This window comes from Brevibacillus panacihumi (genome assembly GCF_003710985.1).
Lineage (GTDB): Bacteria > Bacillota > Bacilli > Brevibacillales > Brevibacillaceae > Brevibacillus > Brevibacillus panacihumi.
In genome coordinates this window covers 522,637-544,610 of the sequence record NZ_RHHT01000002.1, presented here as the reverse complement: position 1 = coordinate 544,610, position 21,974 = coordinate 522,637, and the positions used below count along the sequence as shown (strand labels likewise).

18 protein-coding genes, 1 riboswitch and 1 other annotated feature are annotated in these 21,974 nt (G+C 52.6%); of the genes, 5 read left to right on the top strand and 13 right to left on the bottom strand.

The features are described from left to right. Positions 1–50 precede the first annotated feature (50 nt). Entirely contained in the window at positions 51–1,649 is a 1,599-nt protein-coding gene (locus EDM58_RS02685) for a peptide chain release factor 3 (protein WP_122911940.1), read from the bottom strand. Between the two features lie 188 nt (positions 1,650–1,837). Here EDM58_RS02685 and EDM58_RS02680 point away from each other — a divergent pair, with 188 nt between their 5' ends. Beyond that, on the top strand, positions 1,838–3,358 hold the full coding sequence (locus EDM58_RS02680) for a carboxypeptidase M32 (RefSeq protein WP_122911939.1): 1,521 nt from the start codon (positions 1,838–1,840) through the stop codon (positions 3,356–3,358). Between the two features lies 1 nt (position 3,359). Then, positions 3,360–3,947 carry a mismatch-specific DNA-glycosylase gene (locus tag EDM58_RS02675; RefSeq protein WP_122911938.1) on the top strand — a complete coding sequence of 196 codons (588 nt, stop codon included), beginning with the start codon at positions 3,360–3,362 and terminating at the stop codon, positions 3,945–3,947. Positions 3,948–4,027: 80 nt separating this feature from the next. Here EDM58_RS02675 and EDM58_RS02670 read toward each other — a convergent pair whose 3' ends face one another. Both EDM58_RS02670 and metH read right to left on the bottom strand, forming a co-directional pair. After that, positions 4,028–5,896 (bottom strand): bifunctional homocysteine S-methyltransferase/methylenetetrahydrofolate reductase, encoded by a 1,869-nt coding sequence (locus tag EDM58_RS02670; RefSeq protein ID WP_122911937.1) that lies wholly within the window; start codon positions 5,894–5,896, stop codon positions 4,028–4,030. A gap of 33 nt (positions 5,897–5,929) precedes the next feature. Next, positions 5,930–9,376 carry a methionine synthase gene (gene metH, locus EDM58_RS02665; protein WP_122911989.1) on the bottom strand — a complete coding sequence of 1,149 codons (3,447 nt, stop codon included), beginning with the start codon at positions 9,374–9,376 and terminating at the stop codon, positions 5,930–5,932. 106 nt (positions 9,377–9,482) lie between these two features. Next, positions 9,483–9,585, bottom strand: a riboswitch (SAM riboswitch). A gap of 207 nt (positions 9,586–9,792) precedes the next feature. Between metH and EDM58_RS02660 the strand changes: the two genes are divergently transcribed. The 3 genes from EDM58_RS02660 to argS all read left to right on the top strand — a co-directional run bounded on the left by EDM58_RS02660 (position 9,793) and on the right by argS (position 12,633). Continuing rightward, positions 9,793–9,897: a YjcZ family sporulation protein gene (locus tag EDM58_RS02660; protein ID WP_122911936.1), complete on the top strand. Its 105-nt coding sequence runs from the start codon at positions 9,793–9,795 to the stop codon at positions 9,895–9,897. Between the two features lie 162 nt (positions 9,898–10,059). After that, positions 10,060–10,554: a hypothetical protein gene (locus EDM58_RS02655; protein ID WP_122911988.1), complete on the top strand. Its 495-nt coding sequence runs from the start codon at positions 10,060–10,062 to the stop codon at positions 10,552–10,554. A 41-nt stretch (positions 10,555–10,595) separates the two neighbouring features. Then, positions 10,596–10,848, top strand: a binding site (T-box leader). Between the two features lie 69 nt (positions 10,849–10,917). Next, positions 10,918–12,633 (top strand): arginine--tRNA ligase, encoded by a 1,716-nt coding sequence (gene argS / locus EDM58_RS02650; protein WP_122911987.1) that lies wholly within the window; start codon positions 10,918–10,920, stop codon positions 12,631–12,633. Positions 12,634–12,693: 60 nt separating this feature from the next. Here the strand turns inward: argS and EDM58_RS02645 are convergent, their stop codons facing one another. The 10 genes from EDM58_RS02645 to EDM58_RS02600 form a co-directional block, all read right to left on the bottom strand. Further along, positions 12,694–13,098, bottom strand: a complete 405-nt coding sequence (locus EDM58_RS02645) for a hypothetical protein (protein ID WP_122911935.1) — start codon at positions 13,096–13,098, stop codon at positions 12,694–12,696. A 79-nt stretch (positions 13,099–13,177) separates the two neighbouring features. After that, positions 13,178–14,041 carry a deoxyribonuclease IV gene (locus EDM58_RS02640; protein ID WP_122911934.1) on the bottom strand — a complete coding sequence of 288 codons (864 nt, stop codon included), beginning with the start codon at positions 14,039–14,041 and terminating at the stop codon, positions 13,178–13,180. A gap of 48 nt (positions 14,042–14,089) precedes the next feature. After that, positions 14,090–14,929 (bottom strand): hypothetical protein, encoded by an 840-nt coding sequence (locus tag EDM58_RS02635; RefSeq protein WP_246000494.1) that lies wholly within the window; start codon positions 14,927–14,929, stop codon positions 14,090–14,092. A 166-nt stretch (positions 14,930–15,095) separates the two neighbouring features. After that, on the bottom strand, positions 15,096–15,959 hold the full coding sequence (locus EDM58_RS02630) for a universal stress protein (RefSeq protein ID WP_122911933.1): 864 nt from the start codon (positions 15,957–15,959) through the stop codon (positions 15,096–15,098). Between the two features lie 109 nt (positions 15,960–16,068). Next, a complete protein-coding gene (locus EDM58_RS02625; protein WP_122911932.1) occupies positions 16,069–17,136 on the bottom strand; it encodes an HD-GYP domain-containing protein in 1,068 nt (355 codons plus the stop codon). A gap of 113 nt (positions 17,137–17,249) precedes the next feature. Further along, the gene (locus tag EDM58_RS02620) at positions 17,250–17,567 is read right to left on the bottom strand and encodes a hypothetical protein (RefSeq protein WP_122911931.1); all 318 of its coding nucleotides are present in this window, start codon (positions 17,565–17,567) and stop codon (positions 17,250–17,252) included. A gap of 46 nt (positions 17,568–17,613) precedes the next feature. Continuing rightward, positions 17,614–19,176, bottom strand: a complete 1,563-nt coding sequence (locus EDM58_RS02615) for a solute symporter family protein (RefSeq protein WP_023554677.1) — start codon at positions 19,174–19,176, stop codon at positions 17,614–17,616. Then, complete coding sequence (locus EDM58_RS02610; RefSeq protein WP_122911930.1) at positions 19,173–19,487, bottom strand: DUF485 domain-containing protein; 315 nt, start codon at positions 19,485–19,487, stop codon at positions 19,173–19,175. The genes EDM58_RS02615 and EDM58_RS02610 overlap by 4 nt, the downstream gene beginning before the upstream one ends. Before the next feature lie 248 nt (positions 19,488–19,735). Further along, positions 19,736–21,556, bottom strand: a complete 1,821-nt coding sequence (locus EDM58_RS02605; protein WP_183187383.1) for a solute symporter family protein — start codon at positions 21,554–21,556, stop codon at positions 19,736–19,738. 29 nt (positions 21,557–21,585) lie between these two features. Further along, positions 21,586–21,936, bottom strand: a complete 351-nt coding sequence (locus EDM58_RS02600) for a DUF485 domain-containing protein (RefSeq protein WP_023554680.1) — start codon at positions 21,934–21,936, stop codon at positions 21,586–21,588. Between the last annotated feature and the right edge of the window lie 38 nt (positions 21,937–21,974).

Here is a 21,974-nt window from a genome sequence, read left to right as displayed (position 1 = left end):
AATAGAAAGAACCCTGTGCAAATGCACAAGGCTCTCATTGTCGACCATCTTTAGTTGTGCAGGGCCTTCAAGCCCAGCGAGCTTTCATGGAACTTGACATTGGAATATTTCTCCGTAGCCACCCGGAGTTGGTACTCGCTTTCAAACAGCATGACAGGACGGCCATAGCGGTCTGTCACCGTCTTGTTTTTCAGTGCATCCAGCGCCGCTTTTTCCCCTTCGAGCCAGCGGGCAATCTGGTACGGCATGCGAGTAAGCATGATGTCCACGCCATACTCCGCCTTCAGCCGATACTCCAGCACCTCGAACTGCAGCACGCCGACCACCCCGAGGATCAGCTCCTCCATCGGATACGTGCGGAACAGCTGGACGGTCCCTTCTTCGGTCAACTGCATGATGCCTTTTTGGAACTGCTTGTGCTTCATCGCGTCCTTCACCATCACCTTGGAGAAGAACTCCGGGGAGAAATGCGGCATTTCTTCATACTCGAAGGATTGCCCGACGCTCAAGGTATCGCCAATCTGGAAAATGCCTGGATCAAACAGACCGATCACATCTCCAGCATACGATTCATCGACGATCTCCCGGTCCTGCGCCATGAATTGCACAGGCTGAGCGAGTTTGATATCTTTGCCGAGACGCACGTGCTTGACACTCATGCCACGTTCAAACTTGCCGGAGCAGATTCGCAAAAACGCGATCCGGTCACGGTGAGCCGGGTTCATATTGGCCTGGATTTTGAAGATAAATCCGGAGAAGAAATTGGCGTACGGATCGATCAGGCCCATATTGCTCTTCTTCGGAGACGGCGGCGGCGCCATTTGCAAAAAGTTGTCCAGGAACGTCTGCACGCCGAAGTTGTTGATCGCACTGCCGAAAAAGACAGGCGTCAGCTCTCCCTTGTTGATCAGCTCCATATCGAACTCGTCACCCGCTACGTCCAATAGCGAGATTTCATCCTGCAATTGCTGCCAAAGCTCCTGTCCGACGCGCTCGCCGATCAACGGGTCTTCTGCGCCCTCTACAGGGAAGAAAGAAATCTCTTCATGCTGGGTGTCTGTCTGATACAGCTCCACCCGCGATTTTTTACGATCAAATACGCCGCTAAAATAATTGCCCATCCCAATCGGCCAGTTCATCGGATAGGAGCGAATCCCCAAGACGCGCTCAATCTCCTCCAACAGTTCGAACGGATCTTTCCCGTGGCGGTCCAGCTTGTTGACAAAGGTGAAAATTGGAATGCCGCGCATCCGGCAAACCTTGAACAGCTTGATCGTCTGCGCCTCCACGCCTTTGGCTACGTCGATGATCATGACGGCGGCGTCAGCTGCGGTCAAAGTCCGGTACGTATCCTCACTGAAGTCCTGGTGACCAGGCGTATCCAGAATGTTGATATGATGTCCCTTGTATTCAAAATCCATAGCACTGGACGTGACGGAGATTCCACGCTTTTTCTCGATTTCCATCCAGTCGGATGTGGCATGCTTGGAGTTTTTACGTCCCTTTACCACGCCGGCTTCGCGAATCGCTCCACCGTAGTAGAGGAGTTTTTCCGTCATGGTCGTCTTGCCCGCGTCCGGGTGGGAAATAATAGCAAAGGTGCGCCGTTTTGCAATCTCATTTTCCCATAGTGGATTGGTTTGACTCATCTTCATTCTCCTGTCGTATTCATTCGTTTTCATAGCCACATTTTATTCCCTTACCGATTATACCGACAAATCCTCCGTGCATCCACCTAGTAATTTTTTTACAACACGCCTATAATGTTAGAAGTAAAAATTTTTTGAACGCAAGCCGATCCAGTTGTTGGATCGAAGCTGCTCTGAGGAGGGAACTCATGTCTACCAACTTGGAAACACGTGTGAAGGATTTTCGCAATTTCGTCAAGAAAATAGCCAGTTACAATCAGGCGTTGGCTGTTCTGCATTGGGATATGCGAACCCAGGCTCCCCGCAAAGGAATGGATGCCCGCTCGGAAGTGATTGGCGCCCTTTCGGCAGAGCAATTCAAATTGGCGACCTCCAAGGAGATGGGAGCCTTTCTTGAAGAGTTGACAGACAGCGCTACTCTCGATTCTCTAGACCCGATCACGCAAAAGAGCGTCTTGGAATGCAAAAAAGAATATGACCGCAACAAGCAGATCCCGGCGGAAACCTATCAGGAGTTCGTGGTACTCACTTCACAAGCCGAGACCGTCTGGGAGGAAGCTCGCGAAAAAAATGACTTCGCCATGTTCCAGCCTTATCTGGAGAAAATCGTCGCCTTCCAGCTCAAGTTTATCGAGTACTGGGGCACGGATGGCAAGAACAAGTACAACACCCTGCTGGACTTGTATGAGCCTGGCATGACAGTTGACCAGCTCGACAGCATCTTCGCCACATTGCGCGAAAAGACTGTCGAGCTGGTAGCCGCTATCGCCGAGTCGCCAAACAAACCGGATACCTCGTTCCTTACCAAGTACTTCCCTGCTGGAGAACAAGAGGCGTTCAGCCGCTTTGTGCTGGAACGCATCGGGTATGACTTCCAGGCCGGACGGATGGATCGAAGTGTTCATCCATTCTGTACTTCATTCAATCCCGGAGATGTGCGCATTACCACCCGTTTTGACGAGCATGACTTCAACAATGCCCTGTTCAGCTGCATTCACGAAGCAGGCCATGCGATGTATGAGCAAAATATCGATCCGGCACTCCTGTTCACGCCGTTGTGCGACGGAACCTCGATGGGCATTCACGAATCGCAATCCCGTTACTGGGAAAATATGGTTGGTCGCAGTCTGCCGTTCTGGAAGGGCATGCACGGCGAATTGCAAAAAGCCTTCCCGACCCAATTTGCCGATGTCAGCGTAGAGAGCTTTTACCGCGCGATCAATCAGGTGACGCCTTCGTTCATTCGCACCGAATCCGATGAAGTGACCTACAATCTGCATGTGATGATCCGCTATGAGATTGAAAAGGGCTTGATCAACGGAACCATTCAAGTAGCCGATCTGCCGCGGATTTGGAACGAAAAAATGGAAGAATACCTGGGTGTGGTCCCTCCTACTGACACCTTGGGCGTGCTGCAAGACGTTCACTGGGCGGGCGGCAGCTTTGGCTACTTCCCTACCTATTCTCTCGGCAATGTCTATGCTGCTCAGTTTGCCCATGTGATGCAGCAGGAAATCAACGGCTACGAAGAGCTCATCGAAAAAGGAGATTTTGCTCCAATCCGTGAATGGCTGAAAGAGAAGATCCATCAATACGGCAAAATGAAAAGCCCGCGCGAGCTGGTAGAGGCTATCACTGGCGAAGGCACCAACGCCACGTATCTGATGGATTATCTAGTGAAAAAATACACGGCGATCTACAAGCTGTAACATGACCTGCATTGATTTTACCGAGCGGTGGCTGCCGACCTATATCCGGCGTGATCTCACAGTGCTTTTTTGCGGGATCAACCCTGGGCGCGTCTCCGCCACCGCAGGGTATCATTACGCCAATCCTGCCAACCTGTTTTGGCGCGGCTTGCATCAGGGCGGTCTGACTCCGCGCCAGCTTGCGCCTGTAGAGACGGCAATGCTGCTCGATTACAACTACGGCATCACGGATCTGGTCTCACGCCCGACCCTCTCCTCTGTCGACCTGCGCGAAGAGGATTTTGCGCTAGGCTCAGAGCAATTCGTCGCGATGGTCCAAACCTATCGTCCCCGCGTCATTTGCTTTAACGGCATTACCGCCTTTCGTCAGGCCAGTGGACAAAAAAAGGGATCGGTTACTCTCGGATTACAGCCCGAGCGGTATTTTGCCACTGAGGATTGGGCGGGCAGTTATGTCTTTGTCATTCCTTCCACGAGCGGTGCCAACGCCTCCTTCACCCGTGAAGAGCGACTGGCTATGTTCGGTGAGCTAAGCCAGTTTTTGAAAGAAAAAAACTGGCATCCGCTTCATCCGCCACAACAAGCGTAACCAACCGAAAAAGGTCCTGTCGCACGAACGCTAGGAGAGCAGTTCTGTGGACGGACCTTTTTTCTATGCCTGACGTTTTTTCACCCTTGAACGGGCACCTTCAAAAGCTCGCTCTGCTGGCGTGTGTACTGGATCAGCTCTGCCGCCATCGCATAGTAGTTGAACGGCGTAATCAGGTAGATTCCCCGGAAGTAGCGGATTGCGGTATCGACCAGCTCCTTGGCTATTTTGATCCCTTCCTGGCGCGCTTCCTCGCCTTGCACCCGTTTCATCCGCTCCAATGCTTCAGCCGACAGCTTGATTCCCGGCACCTCGTTATGCAGGAACTCCGCATTGCGCTGACTGGTCAGCGGCATGATCCCGATAAAGACAGGAACGCCGATGTGCTTCGTCGCTTCGTAGACCAGCTTGATGGATTCCGCATCGTAGACGGGCTGCGTCATGATGTAATCTGCCCCCGCCTCGACTTTCTTCTCCAGGCGTGCGATCGCGGCATCGATCTGCCGGACATTGGGGTTAAAAGCAGCGCCTACGATAAACTGTGCTTTCTGCTTCAACGGTCTGCCTGAAAACGAGATCCCCTCGTTCAATTGCTTCACCATCCGAATCAAATCGAAGGAGGTGACATCAAAAACAGAGCTTGCCCCAGGCAAATCGCCAAAGCGGGACGGATCTCCGGTGATGACGAGAATCTGGTCAATCCCCAGAGCATGCAGCCCCATCAGATGGGATTGCTGTCCGATCAAATTGCGGTCGCGGCAAGCCAAGTGCAGCAAGGGATCAAGTCCGTACCTGCTTTTCATCAAGGCACCCAGTGCCATGTTGCTCATCCGAACGGTAGCCAACGAATTATCAGCCAATGTAATCGCATCGGCCCCCGCCTTGTGCAGTTCACAGCATCCTTCCAGGAATGATTCGGCATCGAGGTCGCGAGGAGGATCAAATTCGACGATAATCGTGGTGCCGTTTTTTACTTTCTCGACGATGCTGGGTCGATCCTGATCACGGATGCTCGTTACTGTGACCTGCGGACGCTCGCCCGGCACGATTGTGGGATTGACGCGCTCCTTCGGTTCCAGAGCAACGAGGGCATCGGCCATGGCCCGGACGTGTTCGGGCGTGGTGCCACAGCAGCCTCCGATCAGCCGGACCCCTTGCTCCCGCAGACGAAGGGCGCTTTCAGCAAAATAGTCTGCCGTAGACTTGTACGCGTACTCCCCGTCTGTAAGGCCTAGGCGTCCCGCATTGGGGAACGCGGATAATACAGCTCCCTTGGGGGCTTGCACTTGTTCAAAAGAACGCAGGATTTCCGCCGGACCCAGGCGACAGTTGAGACCGATCACATCGGCACCGGCTGTTTCCAAGCGGGCGAAAGCATCTGTCAAGGAATAGCCGTCTCGCGTCCGCCCTACCTCGAGCGTGGCAAGCTGCGTAATCAACGGTATGTTCGTTAACGGACGAATCACATCGATGGCGAGCAGCAGCTCCTCCAGATCCAGGAACGTCTCCAGAAGCAGCGCGTCCACTCCGGCGTGGAGCAAAGCGATCGCCTGCTCCTCGTATTGATCCCGGTACTCATCCCATACCTTTTTTCGCACCCGTCCCGCCAGGATGGAACCGATACTCCCCGCTACATACGCTTCACCCTGCGCTGCCTCACGCGCCAGACTCACGGCCTGCCGATTGATGCGCGTCACGCGATGCTCCATTCCGTAGCGTGCCAACGCATCGCGATTCGCCGCGAACGTATTGGTCTCAAGCAAACGCGCTCCCGCCTGGCAGTAAGAATTGTGTACTTCCAGCACCAGTTTCGGATTGGAGATACATAATTCTTCAAAGCTGATTCCGACGGGGACGCCCAGTCTGTGCAACTGGGTCGCCATCGCTCCGTCCCCAACCAACAGATGCTGCTGGAGGTATTCGCGTAAATCTAGTTTGGTGGCCGTCAACCTGATCCCTTCTCTCCTCTGTCATCTCTTTAATTAGACATCAAACACAGATGGGCCTGCGTTAAAATAGCGTGCTTCCGGATGGGCGAACACCATGGCGGAAACAGACGCTTCCGGCTCCATCATAAAGCCTTCTGTCAGCTGGACACCAATCTGTTCCGGCTTCAACAGTCGGAACAACTGCGCCTGATCCTCCAGACTCGGGCATGCCGGATAGCCGAAGGAAACACGGATTCCCTGGTAGCGGGCTCCAAAACGCTCCAGCATGGTCATCTCCGCCGGATCAGGGATTCCCCAGCTATCGCGCATGATGTGATGGATACGCTCAGCAAAGGCTTCCGCCAGTTCCAGCGCCAACGCCTGCAAGACGTGGGAGCGCAGATAATCGCCCCGTTCTTTCAACGCGCTCGATTGCTCCGAGATGCCCCCGCCTGCAGTCACTGTCAGGAAACCGACGTAGTCCATCTCCTTGCTCTCGACCGGACGCAGGAAGTCGGACAGGCATAGATGCGGTTCTTCCTGTTGACGCGGGAAGGTGAAGCGTTCCAGCACCTTGCTGTGATCTTTCGGGTCATAGACGAGGATGTCGTCTCCCTGGGCTTGGGCCGGAAAAAACTGGTAGATGCCGTGAGCGGTGATATTCCCCTTCTCTTTGGCTTCTGCGAGCAATTCTTCGACCAGACCGTATAGTTGCAACACTTTTTCGTCACCGGATTCGATCAGCTTGTCGACGTTGCCCCGCACGCCCAGATGTTTGCCGAGAAGCATGCGCAGGTTCAGATACGGCTGCAGGTGGCTGATCGGATAGGAGCGCAGGACATGCGGCTGGCAATCAGGCGGGATGTGGATAGGCACGGTTCGGCTGACGGCAGATCGAGCCGGAAGCTTCGCTTTCTTTTCCTCCACGGCAGGTTCACTCGTGCTTAGCGCCTCCTGAAGCTGCTGCTGTTCCTCTACGAGACGCTGCCGCTCCTGCGGATTCTGCAGGCGATTGACCAGATCCAGTCCGTCCATGGCATCTTTGGCGTAAAGCACGATTCCGCGATACTCCGGGGCGATCCGATTGGAGGTGAACTTGCGCGTCAGGGCTGCCCCTCCCACCATCATCGGCACATCGATCCCTGCATCGCGCAAGTCTTGTGCCGTAATCACCATCTGCTGCGCCGATTTTACCAGGAGCCCTGACAAGCCAATGGCGTCCGGCTTCTGCTCCCGGCAGGCTGCGATCAATTGCTCGGGCGGCACCTTGATTCCCAGGTTGACGACTTCATAGCCATTGTTGGAGAGGATTATTTCTACCAGGTTTTTCCCGATGTCATGCACATCCCCTTTGACCGTAGCCAGCAGAATCTTCCCTTTGGCCGCCGAGTCGGCCTTTTCCATGAACGGCTCCAGGAAAGAGACCGACGCCTTCATGACTTCGGCGCTTTGCAATACTTCTGCCACGATCAACTGATTGGCGTTGAACAGTCTCCCTACCTCTTCCATTCCTTTCATCAGCGGTCCATTGATGATGTCGAGCGGCGCGTACTTCTCCAGCGCCAGCTTGAGATCCTCGATCAATCCGTCCTTCGAGCCTTCGACGACATAGCGGGCGAGACGTTCCTCCAGCGTCAAGGTAGATACCTCCACCTTTACTTCCTTCTTTTTCTGCCGGTAAAACTCCGTGAAAGCAGCCAAGGTCTCGTCATTGGTATGAAACAGCAGGTCCTCTGCCAGCTTTCTTTCCTCTTCCGGAATGCTGGCGTAGCGCTCCAGCTTTTCCGTGTTGACGATGGCGTAGTCCAGTCCCGCAAGTGTCGTATGGTAGAGGAACACCGCATTCAGCACCTCTCGTCCCGCTGCAGGCAATCCAAACGAGACGTTGCTCACACCCAAGATCGTCTTGCACGCGGGCATGGCCTGCTTGATCAGCCTGATGCCTTCCACGGTCTCTTTTGCCGACCCGATGTACTGTTCGTCCCCTGTTCCGACCGGGAATACCAACGGATCGAAAATGATATCCTCCGGCTTTACCCCAAATTGGTTCACCAGCAGATCGTAGGAGCGCTTCGCGACCTCCAGCTTCTTCTCCCGCGTCACCGCCATTCCAGCTTCTTCAATCGTTCCTACTACGACAGCGGCTCCGTACTGACGGATCAGCGGCGCTACCTCTTCAAAGCGCTTCAGCCCGTCCTCCAGATTGATCGAGTTGAGGATCGCTTTTCCTTGGGAATAGCGCAGTCCCAGCTCCATCACCTGTACATCCGTAGAGTCGATCATCAGCGGAGCCTTCACCTTTTTGCAGACGAATTGCAGGAACTTCTCCATATCGGCGTATTCATCCCGGTCCGGGTCGGCCAGGCATATATCGATGATCTGCGCTCCCCGCTTCACCTGTGCGCGGGCGATGTCTGACGCTTCCTCGTACTGCCCTTGCGCGATCAATTCCCGAAATTTTCGCGAGCCGATCACATTGGTACGCTCTCCGACCAGCAAGGGACGGTTATCGTCTTCCACATAGACAACCTCGATACCGGATACAGCGCTTACGGACTTCCCTGGATTCACGCGCGGCTTCAAGTCCTTCAACTCCTCTGCCATCGCCTGGATATGCTCCGGCGTGGTTCCGCAGCACCCGCCTGCTACGTTGAGCCAGCCCTGCTCGGCAAATGCCCGCATTTTGGCAGCAAGTCCTTGCGGCGTCTCGTGGTAGTGGCCGTTTTCATCCGGCAATCCGGCATTGGGATAACAGCTTACTCCGCAATTCGCCAGACCGGACAAGGTCCGCAGATGATCGCGCATGAATTCCGGACCTGTGGCACAGTTGAGGCCAACAGAGACAGGCTGCAGATGCTCCAGTGAAAAGTAGAAAGCTTCGATGTTTTGCCCAGCCAGCGTCGTCCCCATCGGCTCGATCGTACCGGAGATCATCACCGGCACCTCGATCCCGGTCTCTGCAAAAGCTTTGCGAATCCCGATTCCGCCTGCCTTGACGTTGAGGGTGTCCTGGGACGTCTCCAGCAGCAAGACATCCACTCCCCCGAGCAGCAATCCTTTTGCCTGGCGGTAGTAAGACTCGACCAGTTCGTCAAACGTCACTCCTCCGGTGAGCGAGAGTGTCTTGGTTGTAGGTCCCATGGAGCCTGCGACATAGCGCGGCCATTCCGGTGTGGAATAGCGATCAACCGCTTGCTTCGCCAATTGAGCCGCAGCGATGTTGATCTCCATATCCTTGTCTGCGACGTCGTATTCGGCGAGGACTACAGATGTGGCTCCGAACGTATTGGTCTCGACGATGTCGGCGCCCGCTTCCAGATATTTCTCATGGATGCCTCGGATGACATCGGGTCTGGTCAGATTAAGCAACTCATTACAGCCGTCGTATTCCTCCCCGCCAAAGTCTTCTGCTGTCAGATTCGCCTGTTGCAGCATGGTCCCCATGGCACCGTCCAGGATCAAAATTTTCCGGGTAAGCTGTTCTCGAAAAGTAGGTTTCATCGGCTTGCTCCTTTTCTCTCCATCGCTCTCGTTATTGGGCATTAAAAAATCCTCTTCTTGTGAAAGAAGAGGATTTGTCCGCGGATACAGATACGCCTGAACCATCCTCTTATCTTTCAAAGCAAAGCGCTTTGCTGGAATTGGCACCGAATTTTATTCCGGTTGCCGAGGCTTCATCGGGCCAGTCCCTCTGCCTCTCTGGATAAGAGTTGTACAGCTATTCAAGTTTTTGGAATTTTACAAGACATTTGCAAGTATCTTAACACCCCCTCGTTGGAGAGTCAATTGAGAATTTGTCTATTTTTCTGATGTATGCTGTGTACGAGCCCAAATTTATTACATTCTAGACATTCGCCCACGCCAATCTACACGTTCGTGTATAGACTACAGCATAAAGGAAAGGAGGGGAAACAAACATGAGTACTTCATTTTGCGGCAACGGGTTCTTCGGAGAAACCTTTGCAATCGTGCTCGTACTGTTTATCCTATTGGTAATCGTTGGGTGTTCTTGCGACGATTAGGATCAGCATTTCACCCATATGAGAAAGGTCCTGGAGAAATCCCGGGCTTTTTTCGCGTTATCCATGTTGACATGCCTGGCGCTGATTCTGTCCCGGTCGATTGTCAGTCCGCCGCTGTTTTGCTATCATGGGGAACGAAGTCCAACAAAGGAGCGAAACGCCGTGGAAACACTTCTCCCCCGCGACAAGGACGAATTTCTCGATTGCCTGGAAACCGTCAAGGTGCTGGAGCAAAGCGAATTTGAGACATACAGTATTGTCAAACATACCGAAACACAGGAGCATTATCTGCGCTATTTTCTCGTCCATATCAAATGGATGGAAGGAGGGCAGCGCGATGAATACGATCACTTCCTGCCGATCGATTCCGACGATGTCTTAGGCTTTCTGTTCGGCGAGCAGCCGTTTCATTTTCCGGACAACTGGCGCCGGCCGTATCTGCGAAGCGGTAACGACAATCGGCTGATCCCGTTCGATCCAACCGAAAATTACGGCCTGGAAGAAGAAGCGAAAGCAGAGCTTGCCATGCGGGCTGAATTGGAGCATTTCAAACAGCAAATGCTAAACGCAGAGAACCTGAGTGCCGAGGAACGCGAGAATTTGACGCGAGCCTATTTTGCGAAGCTCGATGAAATTTTGAAAAAGCCGGAAGAGTAAGTTGCAACTCCCCCCTTCATTGGCTATAATGCTGGAAGAATGTATAATCGTGGATGAGGAGAGTACTCCATGTGAGATGCTGTAGCGAGTCGGGGATGGTGAAAGCCCGATGCGGACCATGAGAGGAAGCGCCCCTCGGAGATGCTGCCTGAACGTCTGCCATTTGTCCGGCAGATTGCGTAGGGTTTAGCCGGGACTGCCCGTTATTGCAGATCAAGCGGTCCTTGCCTCAAGAAGACATTGGGCAGGGACAACAAGAGTGGCACCGCGGGAGCACAACCTCTCGTCTCTTTTTTCAGGAGACGCAGGGGTTTTTTCTATTTGGCGGAAGATCACCGAATTTGGAAAGGAGCAAAAAAACAGATGAGCTACAAACATCAAGTTGCGGAGATGATCGCCTCCGCATTGGTCCACATGGGCGTGGATAGTCTGAACAAAGAACAGGTGTACGGCATGCTCGAGACACCACCCAATCCCGCTATGGGGGATATCGCCTTCCCTTGCTTCCAATTGGCAAAAGCGTTGCGCAAAGCGCCGCCGATGATCGCGACTGAACTCGCCGCGAACATCTCGGGTTCCCCTTTGCAGGAAGTAAAAGCTGTCGGTCCATACGTGAATCTGTTTCTTGATCAGGCAGCTGTCAGCACACAAGTCATCGGGACGATTCTTGCCCAAGGCGCAGCGTATGGCCAGAGCAATCTGGGACAAGGCCGCAATGTCCCCATCGACCTCTCCTCCCCGAACATCGCCAAGCCCTTCTCCATGGGGCATCTGCGTTCAACTGTCATCGGGAACGCAATCGCCAACATCATGGAAAAGCAAGGCTACAAGCCCGTTCGCATCAATCACCTTGGGGACTGGGGCACACAGTTCGGCAAACTGATCGTAGCCTATCGCCTCTGGGGAGACGAAGAAAAAGTAAAGGCTGAGCCGATCAAGGAGCTGCTCCACCTGTACGTAAAGTTTCACGAAGAGGCGGAAAAAGACCCTTCGCTGGAGGACCAGGGGCGCGAGTGGTTCAAAAAGCTGGAGGATGGCGACGAAGAGGCACAGCATCTGTGGTCATGGTTCCGCGATGAGTCTCTGAAAGAGTTCATGAAGATCTACGACCTGATGAACGTCTCCTTCGATTCTACACATGGAGAAGCCTTCTACAACGACAAGATGGACCGCGTTGTCAGCCTTCTGGAAGAAAAAGGGTTGCTCACCGAATCTGACGGCGCACAGGTCGTCTCGCTGGATGAGTACGATATGCCTCCATGCCTGATCAAAAAATCGGACGGTGCCACCCTGTACGCGACACGTGATTTGGCGGCTGCTCTCTTCCGCCATGAAACCTACGACTTCGCCAAGGCTGTCTATGTCGTCGGCAATGAACAGCGCCTGCACTTCCAGCAGCTCTATAAAGTGTTGGAGAAAATGGGCTATCCGTGGGCTGCCAACATGCACCACATTCCGTTCGGGATGATGCTGAAAGACGGCAAAAAAATGTCGACTCGCAAAGGAAAGGTCGTCCTGCTGGAGGAAGTGCTGGCACAGGCCATCGCAGACGTCCAAAAGGTGATCGAGGAAAAAAATCCGTCCCTTGCGAACAAAGAGGAAGTGGCGCGGCAGGTCGGAGTAGGCGCTGTCATCTTCCACGATTTGAAAAACTATCGTCTCAACGACATCAACTTCTCCTGGGAAGAGATGCTCACATTTGAGGGTGAGACTGGACCATATGTGCAATACACGCATGCGCGGGCTTGCTCGCTTTTGCGCAAAGGAAACTACCAGCCTGCCAGCTCATCTGAACTGGTGCCAGGCGCCCTCGAAGGCAAGGAAGCCTGGGCTGTCGTCACGCTTCTGAACGCATTCCCGGAAGTAGTCGACCGCGCAGGGAACCAGTTCGACCCGTCGCTGATCGGGAAATATGTGATTGACTTGGCACAGGTATTCAACAAGTTTTATGCCAACGTCCGCATCCTCGCCGAAGAGGACGCCGTGAAGGCATCCCGCCTGCAGCTTGTCGCGGCCGTTGTCGTGGTTCTTAAAGAAGGATTGCGTCTGCTGGGTCTGGCTGCACCTGAAGAAATGTAATAGCATAAGGAAAAAGCAAAGCCGCTGCCCTCCATTCCTGGAAGCAGCGGCTTTTGCCATTTATTCATCGGCTTGCGGCTTCTTGCTTTTTCCGAACCAAGCTTTGGCGATCAACTCGACAACCTGTTTGGACAGGGATACAGGCGCATCCTGCTCCTTGCCGTTCGCATCCACCAGCCTGTACAGAAGAGCCGTGTCATCAGCAGGATCGGATTTCGTCTGCAACTGCCACTCCCCTACACGTCCGGCATCGGTCCACTCTTCGATCATGAGCTGATACTCGCCTGGAGCAAGCTCGATATAATCTTCCTCCGTTACGTCTACTATGGCATAGCCATCGTGCTCGATTTCGGCATCGTATGTATTCCCGTTCGCTGACTCGTACAGCGCAAGCTCCTGCGGGTCATTGAGATTTTCCTGCAAGGCTGCAAAATCTGCAATCGTCACCTTGATTCGTCTTTTCATTTGCTTGCTACCTCCCTATTCAACACACATCTCACACTTTAACACAGGAGACAGCCTCTGCCAATGATCCGGCGACCAGTTACTCCCTTAAGCTGCTCGTTTGACTAGACTGCCAACGCTGCTTCACCTCCGCCAGTTCCTGTTCATGGTTCTTTCCCGGGTGATGGGGTGTTTCCAAGATAAATGGTACTTCCTGGAATTCGGGCGTCTGAAACAGATCCGCAAAGCCTTGCTCCGGGATGAATCCCGTGCCGATGTTGGCATGCCTATCCCGGTACGATTGGTGCGGATACACGGAGTCGTTGAGATGGACTGCCTTGACATGCTGCAGATAGCCCAAAGCACGTGCATGGGCTGCCACTTCCCCCCAATTTTCCCCTTGCCAAAGTCCGCTGGCGAAAGCATGGCAGGTATCAAGGCAAAATCCCACTTTTTGCGGTTGGTCGAGGAGATCCCTGACCTGCGTCAACTCCTCCAGCGTCGTTCCCATCCGGTTGCCCTGTCCGGCGTTGTTCTCAAGCAATAGCAGAGCGCTGCCCTGCCATTGGCTCAGTACTTCGTTGAGCATCCCGATCATTTGCAAATAGCCGTAAAGAGGATCTGACCTGGTTCCTTTGTACTGTCCGAAATGCACGACGATCCCAATGGATCCGCATGCTTCCGCAATTTCGAGGTCATTAAGCAAGGAATCCACGGTTACGCGATACATCGTTTTGTCGTCGACCGAAAGCTGGGTCGGATACGGGGTATGTGCGATGGAGAGCAGGGAGTGTTCCTGACAAAACTGCTTGCAAGCCCTCGCATCCTGGGCATCAAATGCTTTCACCGCAAGAGAGCGCGGGTTTTTGGGAAAATATTGAAACGACCTGGCACCTTGCCCAAACGCGTTTTTGGCAGCCCCCAAGTAACCGGCGCGAATGCTGACATGACACCCCACCAACATAGCGTAAGCCTCCACACTTTTTTCTATTTTGGGATCGGACGGGGAATGTTATTCCACCTGCACCACGAATGGAACGGTAATTACCTTCCCGCGGTGCTGAAACTGACCCCAAATCTTGTAGATGCCCGGCTGAGGAAAAGAGGTCACAAACCTCGCTTCCGGTCCGGTTGAAGCCTCATCCAGCGGGTGAACATGCAGATAATGGCCTGCATCCCGGGACAAGATCACCACATGACCCGTGGCTCCCAGATAAGGCTCCAGGTCCGTGATCTGTTCTTTCGTACGGGCATCGCGAAACGAGAACGTCAGCGTTATCTCCTCGTTGGCTTTCAATGCGAGCGGTGTGAGCGCAATTTCCTTACCTCCCACTTCTTTTGCCCGTCCGAGATCCACCTGTATCGATTCGGCTTTCATGGGCGTTCCTTCAACAGTCAGCCACTGCCCTACTGTCGTATTGTTGCCTCCGACGGGCTTGAAATCCGCAAACACCTTGTATTTGCCGCCAGCAGGGAATGTGAGGGGAAGACGGAAAATCCCGTTTCCTTGATACGATGGGTGGAGATGGGAGAAGTAAGACAGATCCTCACTTACGACAATCAGATGCAGCAGCTTCTCGTGATTCAGCTCAAAATCCTTCACAGGCCCTCCCGCGGGATCGGTAATACGCACTGCCAATTCCGCTTCTTCCTTCGCCTTTGCTGCTCCTGATCTGAACGAAAATGCCGCTTTCATCCGTTTGGCATCTCCATGTTCATCGCTTTTATGTCCAACGTGGCTGTCGTGATGAGCTTCTGTGGTCGATAGCGCTTCTTGACCATCCGACCTGTCGCATCCGGCCAGTAGACCGAGGATAAAAAGTGCTGCGACCATTCGTTCTGCCATTTTCATCTTAGTTACCTCCAGCTTCCTTGTGGCTATTGGGTAAAGGCTCGCAAAATATACCCCCCATATGTATATGATGCCTATTTCTCTTGAACCTTACACAAGGCTTGCTTAAAAAAGAAAAAAGCCGCATTTGTATGAAACATACAAGCAGCTTTTTATCTCGCTTCCGCTATTTTTTTACGATCAACAAGGGAGTTTTTGCGCGATGGATCAGCTTGAAGGTGACACTTCCCATCATGGTTCCGGCTACGCCCCCCATTCCATGATGGCCCAGGACGATGAGATCTGCACCTTGTTCTTTTGCGGTTTGCTTGATCATCGTCGCGGGATCGCCGATCAGAACCTGACTTTGATATGATACGCCTTTTTCCTGGAGCATTTCTTCATAGGGCAGCAAGGTTGATTTGCCCCACTCCTCCAGCGTCGCCACATCTTGCCAGCCTGGTCCATACGCCCCTGCATAGGAAACCGGAGGCGGAACTGCCGTAACCAGCGAATAGGTGACATCCAGGGACTGACTCAGCGCGGTGGCTTTCTTAAGCGCTTCTTTTGCTTGCTCGGAGCCATCTACAGCAATCAGCACCTTGCTCCATGGAAAATGTTCGACATTCGTCTCATCCGAAATGAGGAAAACGGGAATGTTCGCATCATGGATCGTCGGGTAGCTGACACTTTGCATCAAATAGCCCATCAAGCGCCCGTATCCGTGCGTTCCCATAACCATGGCTTCAAAATTGATTTGGGAAAATTCCTTGATGATTTGCGGTACATCGCCAAAACGAATTTCCAGCGTATAGGGGATGCCAGATTGATCAGCGAATTCTTTTACCTGCGCCAATTTTTCATGCGCTTCTTCCAATTGGAATTCTTTCAACCGTTTTTGGCCAACGTGGTTAATGACGTTTTTGGACGGATAGAAAGGTATGACGTGCAGCAATGTCAGCTCATGCTTGTCCTTCGCATACGCCAGGGCAAACCGGAGAGCTTGCAGCGATTGTTCCGTATCATCGACCGGCACCAAAATTCGAGACATTCAAACACTCCCTCTCAAGCAGGTATCATTTGGTTATCTGCCCCTATTGTAGAAAAGTTGGAATCCTTCTACTATAGGGAACTCCCCTGATCTTTCATCCAAATAACCCTTACTCCATGACACCTGTAATAAAGATGGTGGGCTCCGCACTCAGATCCATGTCACGAATATCATGCTGTTCCGCCATGACCTCGCTTGCGTGTTGCTCGCGGCGAATCACGCGGACCACCGGACGGGAAGGAAGGCCCCGGTTCTGGTCGATCACGACGCCGATTTCACCCGTGCTCAGTTTCAGAGAGCTTCCCGTCGGATACAGAGCGATCGAACGCAAGAAGTGAATCACCATTTTCAAATCGAAGCGCTTGTCCGCCAAGCCCATGATGCGTTCGCAAGCCTCATAAGGAGCGAGGGTCTCCCGCTCTTCGGAAAAAGGAGAAATCAGATCATCATAGTAATTGCAGATCGCCACGATTTTGCCGAACTCGTGGATCTCGTCGCCCGCCAAGCCCCTCGGAATCCCGCTCCCATCCACCCATTCCTGATGCTGCAAGGGAATATGCGCCGATACGATGCTCATCTCGTGCTTCTTCCGCAAGATGTTGAACCCCAGCCAGGTAAAATGCTTCTCCAGATCTTCCTCATCGTATGTGTCTTCTTTTTTTTCCGGAGAGGTGCTTATCTTTCCAATATCGTGAAGCAGAGCGCCGATCGCCAGTTCTTTCAATTGATTGGCGGTATACCCCAAGCCTACGCCCATCACGGTCGCCATCATGCATACATTGAGCGAGTGAATGTACAGGGAATTGTCCGTTGTCCGTATTTCTCCGAGGTTCAACAGCACCCGGCGATTCCGCAGAACTTCCTCTACGATATTTCCCACCGACTTTTGAATTCCGCGCACATCCATGTACTTCCCGGACTGCACGCATTGGATCGCGGCAGACAGGTTGCGAATGGCGTCTTTTCGCGTGGTTTCCGTTACAACCTCTTCCATATCGACATCATCTAGCAAGGGGTCTTTAATACTGAGCATTGTCACCCCAAAACGACGCAATTTATTGATCATTCCTACCGTCAACTGAACGCCGGCGTGAAGCAAGGTCAAGCCTTCACTCGTATAAATGCTGCGGGCCAGTATATCCCCCGGTTCAACTTGTTCTACAGAGATATATTTCATGGGGTCTTCCTCCTGATTCATCCTCCCCCTGTTCATTCCCTATCTTCCTGCTATCGAAACTTCTTTTCGCAAACCTTTTTCAAAAACAAAGACCCTTGGCAACAGGGTCGATTCTATTCCTCCTCGTCTTTCTTCATAACACTGTAGTCGCCACGCACCATGGATACTTCCTCGCCTTGTTGCGTCATCTCCAGCTGGTGAAGAATGTCCTCCAGTGCAGCCGCCAACGTCAGCATCAGTTCTCCCGTATTGACCGGCTTTTGGTAGTAGAGACCAATCATTTCATACCCTTTGCGGCGATAAGCCTCTACATCCTCTTCATCCATGGCCTCGCACAGTTCGGCGAGCAAATCATTCAGCACATCACGCGTTTGTTCATATACATCCTGCTGAGATAATGGCAAAGAATCCGAGATTTTTTTCCCATCCATATGTACCCCCTCCTTCTTTCGTTAGAGTGGGACCCATCTGCCTTCCTTATGCACCCTTTTTCCTCTGTTCCCTCGCTTTTGTCATCCGGATTCCCGTATGAGCCTGGAAAAGCACCTGATCATAGCGCGCATCCGCCCCCGGCTCGGGACGGCTGCAATACGTGCCGACGATCGCCCCCAAAAAGCCCAGGGGAATCGAGATCAAACCCGGATTCGTCAGCAAAAAAAACGGTTCGCGCAGGATCAACCCATGCTCTGTATTCATGACCATGGGACCCAATCCGACCAACAGTATGGAAGCAAATAAACCGCTTGCCATGCCGACAATCGCTCCCTGTACCGTAAATCTGCGCCAATACAAGGTAGACAGGATCATTGGCAAATTCGCCGAGGCAGCTACCGCAAAGGTCAGCCCTACCAGGATCGCAACATTCATCTTTTCTGCCCCGATCGCAAGTGTTGTGGAGACAAGTCCCACCACGACAGAGGAGCATTTTGCGACCAAAACCTGCTCACGCTCAGAGGCCATTCCTTTGCGGATCAGATGGCTGTATACGTCATGGGCAAAAGCAGATGAAGCGGAAAGGACCAGTCCGGTCACGACAGCCAATATGGTCGCAAAGGCTACAGCAGAAATATAGGCGGTCAAAAATTCCCCTCCCAACACATCTGCCAGAAGCGTTACGGTGAGATTGCCTCCAAATCCGACATCGCGCAGCACCACGTAGCCGACAAACGCGCTGGCGCCGAAGCCCAGGAAGATCGTCATCAGATAAAAGGCGCCAATGATCCACGTTGCGGTGTAGATGGAGTGGCGTGTCGAGATGGCGTCTTTTACCGTAAACAGTCGTGATACGATGTGCGGCAGACAGGAGGTGCCCATGATTAACGCCAGATGCAGCGAAATGACCTCCTTGGGATCGTTCATTTGATTGCCGGGCTGCAGGAACTTTTCCTGCAGTGGCGTCGCTGTTTTGACATAGTCGAACATCGTCACAAGATTCCAGTCAAAGCGGGACAGCACGATCAGACTGAGGAGAAACGTACCCGTCAGCAGCATGATCGCCTTGATGATCTGAACCCAAGAGGTCGCCACCATCCCCCCGAAGCCGACGTAGATGGTCATCAACACCCCTACGACCATTACGGCCCATTCATATTCGATGTGCAAAAGATGGTGGATCAAAGCCCCTGCGCCGACGAGTTGCGCCAACATGTACATGATGCAGATCATCAAGGTGCTGCAGGCGATCATTCCTCTCAGCAGCCTGCTTTCAAATCTCACCGCGATTGCATCTGCGAGCGTATAGCGTCCTAAATTGTGCAATGGCTCTGCAATCAACAGCAGCATGATCAGATAGGAGACCAGAAATCCGATCGCGTAGATAAATCCGTCAAACCCATATATCGCGATGGTGCCGGCAATTCCGAGGAAGGAGGCGGCGCTCATGTAGTCACCGGCGATAGCAATCCCGTTCTGCAGTCCTGTCAGCCGATTGCCCGCTGCATAGAACTCTCTCGTATTGCCTGTCCGTTTCGCGGCCGAATACGTGATCGCCAAGGTGCCAATGATCACCGCCAGAAAAAAAATAACGGAGGATAGATTCACGTAATCTCCTCACTTTCCACGGAGCTGGTGATCTGTGCCGCCATCTGGTCAAAATGACGGGCCCGCAGCATGTAAATCGAGGAGAGCAGCAAGGTCATCAGGCATTGTGCTGCCGCATAGATCCAGGCAAGCGAGATGCTGCCGTACACTGCTTGGTTCATCCATTCCGGCTTGATAATAATCAAAACCGGAAGTGAAAAGTAAAAAAACAGAAAAAACAGACACATTGGAATGAGAAAGCGCTTCTTTTTTTGAATGAGCTGACGAAGGAGAGCAGAGTGGTCGATCATGTTGGACGGGCTTTGGCTCATGGAGACACCTGCCTTGTCTGAATTTTATAAACTTAGCATATCATGGATGTGTTTTCTGTTACACCCAGTTCCTTCTTGTTAGGTCTTCATCGAGGACGCTCCCTTTTTCCTCGACCAGCTTAAACTGCCTCTCCCCACGTAAGGAGAGAGTCTCAAGAAGAAACTACTGTGTGGATATCAAAAAAGATGTCTTTGTGAGCCGAGACTTCAGGCTCGCAAAGACATCCTGATTTGAATTTCACACGAACTTATGCAGAGCGTTGGTCCGCTTCCTTCATCTGCTTGCGAATCCGCTCGGACAATTCATCGGAGCCGTGGATACGCGCCCATATATTGTTGACATAGACTGGCATTTGATTCTTATCCGTGATACTGACCAGATAGATCGTCAGGAAGCTGAGCGGAACGATAAAGATCGATGGAAACGCCAGCGAGCCAAGTGTGGCTCCGAAGCTGCCTGCTGCAAATACCCCTGTCTCTTTCAAGATGTTCATCAGGATAAAGAAGATGGAGCCGCCTCCGCCGACGATCATGCCGGCGATGGCCCCTTTTCGGGTTGTTTTTTTCCACCAGATGGAACTGAGCAGCATCGGAACGAATGCGCCCCCCGAGACGGCAAATGCCCAGGTAACCATCATCGCAATCAAGGATGGATATGCCGTGTCCAGACCAATGGCCGGAATGCCAAGTCCCACCAGCAAGGAGAACAACGACATGGCTACAACAGCAATTTTCCCAACCATTACTTTTTTCCACTCAGGAGCATTCGGATTGACGTAGTTCTCATAGATGTCATGTCCCCAGGAAGCAGCCGAAGCAATCAGCAGACCGCCTACCGTCGAGAACATGGCTGCGAACGCACCTGCTGCTACGTAACCAAGGCCAAACTCGCCAAAGAGCAGTTTCCCTAAGACGGGAAGGATTTGGTCGGATTTGAGCAGGACGCCATCTACGGTCAAAGCTGCCGTGGTAGGATCAGCACCCGCCAATTCCGGAAGAAAACGTCTTCCCCCCAGTCCAACCACCGAGCTCATGATATAGAAGAATGCGACGAAAGCAAGCACCCACAGGGTCGTCAGACGCGCTACTTTTCCAGACGGGTTCGTATAGTAACGATTCATGATATGGGGCAGTCCCATGGTTCCCAGGACAAGTGCCAGCACCATCGAGAATTGGTTCAGCCAATCATAGCGATGACCCGGTTCTTGCATCACCATGGTCCGATCCGGATGCAGTTTGTTCGCCTGCGGCACAACAACGTGAACAGTGGCGTTCGGGTCACCCTTTTGGACGACGGCATCTACTTCAGTGGCAAATGCTTCAGGCGACATCGTCGCTTTCGCCTTGTCGTATACCCGTTTCCCTTCTTCTCCTTCCATCAACTTTGCTACCGTAACAGTGCTTGCGTTGGTCAATGGCTGGTTTTGTGAAGCGTAATTTCCTACTCCATTGATCAGTACGAGTGCAAATACAAGGAACATCGCGGTGAACAACACCCAGAACTGAATCATCTGGTTGAGAGTGGTTCCCTTCATGCCTCCAAGCGCAACATAGAACATCATGACGACGACAGTGGCCACAACACCAGTCTGATAAGGAGTCATGCCAAGGAAGCCGACACCCACCAGCACATCCCAAGTCGTTCCAGCGCCCACCATCTGCGGTGCCAGGTAGAAAATACAAATCAACTGGACCATGACCACGCCGATGACGCGGGCTTTATGGCTTTTTCCAAAACGGGCGAACAAAAAGTCTGGTATCGTATACTCACCGAATTTGCGCAGCGGGCTGGCCAGAAAAAGCACCACAGGAACAAAAGCCGCCCCAAATCCTATGGCGTACCACATTCCATCCACGCCGGATGCGTATACGGCACCAGCAACCCCGAGAAAGGAAGCCGCTGAAAAATAGTCCCCACAGATGGCTGTCGAGTTGGTCATAAAGCCGATCTTGCGTCCCGCCAGGTAAAAGTTGGCGGTATTGGAGTTAAAGTTGCGAGTGTACACCGAAATGCCAATCGTCACGACGACTAGCAGAATCACCATCAGGATCGCCCACATATTGAGCATACACATTCCTCCTTCAAACGTATCAGAACTTACATCTTATTGAGTTGATCCTCCAGGCGATTGGCCCTTTTGACAAAGATAAATGCCAGTACCCAGTAAAAGATGTGGAACAGCAGAAGCGTTGTCCAGAAGTTCAGCGTGAGACCAAAAATGAGAGGTGTTCCGTACCACCATTCAGAGGTTCCGCTCAAAAACGGGATAAGCAAGGTGATGAGAAAAAAATAAATTCCGAATGAAAAGCTGAGTCTGCGCTGCGCATGGAAGGAAGCATTTACCTTTTCCAGCTCCTCCTCTGTTACAAACTGTGTCGTCAACGAGATGTCTTGTCCGGCACTGTTCTTCTTGTGCAAATTCTGGCTGACAAGATCCATTTGAGACATACACAAACCTCCTTCAAGATAAATCAGAATTGAAAGCG

Excerpts from the sequence above, each read along its gene's own strand:
- argS (WP_122911987.1), top strand. The coding sequence starts at position 10,918 with ATGAGCTACAAACATCAAGTTGCGGAGATGATCGCCTCCGCATTGGTC.
- EDM58_RS02635 (WP_246000494.1), bottom strand. The coding sequence starts at position 14,929 with ATGAAAATGGCAGAACGAATGGTCGCAGCACTTTTTATCCTCGGTCTA.
- EDM58_RS02685 (WP_122911940.1), bottom strand. The coding sequence starts at position 1,649 with ATGAGTCAAACCAATCCACTATGGGAAAATGAGATTGCAAAACGGCGC.
- EDM58_RS02640 (WP_122911934.1), bottom strand. The coding sequence starts at position 14,041 with ATGTTGGTGGGGTGTCATGTCAGCATTCGCGCCGGTTACTTGGGGGCT.
- EDM58_RS02610 (WP_122911930.1), bottom strand. The coding sequence starts at position 19,487 with ATGAGCCAAAGCCCGTCCAACATGATCGACCACTCTGCTCTCCTTCGT.
- EDM58_RS02680 (WP_122911939.1), top strand. The coding sequence starts at position 1,838 with ATGTCTACCAACTTGGAAACACGTGTGAAGGATTTTCGCAATTTCGTC.
- EDM58_RS02600 (WP_023554680.1), bottom strand. The coding sequence starts at position 21,936 with ATGTCTCAAATGGATCTTGTCAGCCAGAATTTGCACAAGAAGAACAGT.
- EDM58_RS02630 (WP_122911933.1), bottom strand. The coding sequence starts at position 15,959 with ATGTCTCGAATTTTGGTGCCGGTCGATGATACGGAACAATCGCTGCAA.
- EDM58_RS02620 (WP_122911931.1), bottom strand. The coding sequence starts at position 17,567 with ATGGATGGGAAAAAAATCTCGGATTCTTTGCCATTATCTCAGCAGGAT.
- EDM58_RS02625 (WP_122911932.1), bottom strand. The coding sequence starts at position 17,136 with ATGAAATATATCTCTGTAGAACAAGTTGAACCGGGGGATATACTGGCC.
- EDM58_RS02645 (WP_122911935.1), bottom strand. The coding sequence starts at position 13,098 with ATGAAAAGACGAATCAAGGTGACGATTGCAGATTTTGCAGCCTTGCAG.
- EDM58_RS02660 (WP_122911936.1), top strand. The coding sequence starts at position 9,793 with ATGAGTACTTCATTTTGCGGCAACGGGTTCTTCGGAGAAACCTTTGCA.
- EDM58_RS02605 (WP_183187383.1), bottom strand. The coding sequence starts at position 21,556 with ATGCTCAATATGTGGGCGATCCTGATGGTGATTCTGCTAGTCGTCGTG.
- metH (WP_122911989.1), bottom strand. The coding sequence starts at position 9,376 with ATGAAACCTACTTTTCGAGAACAGCTTACCCGGAAAATTTTGATCCTG.
- EDM58_RS02675 (WP_122911938.1), top strand. The coding sequence starts at position 3,360 with ATGACCTGCATTGATTTTACCGAGCGGTGGCTGCCGACCTATATCCGG.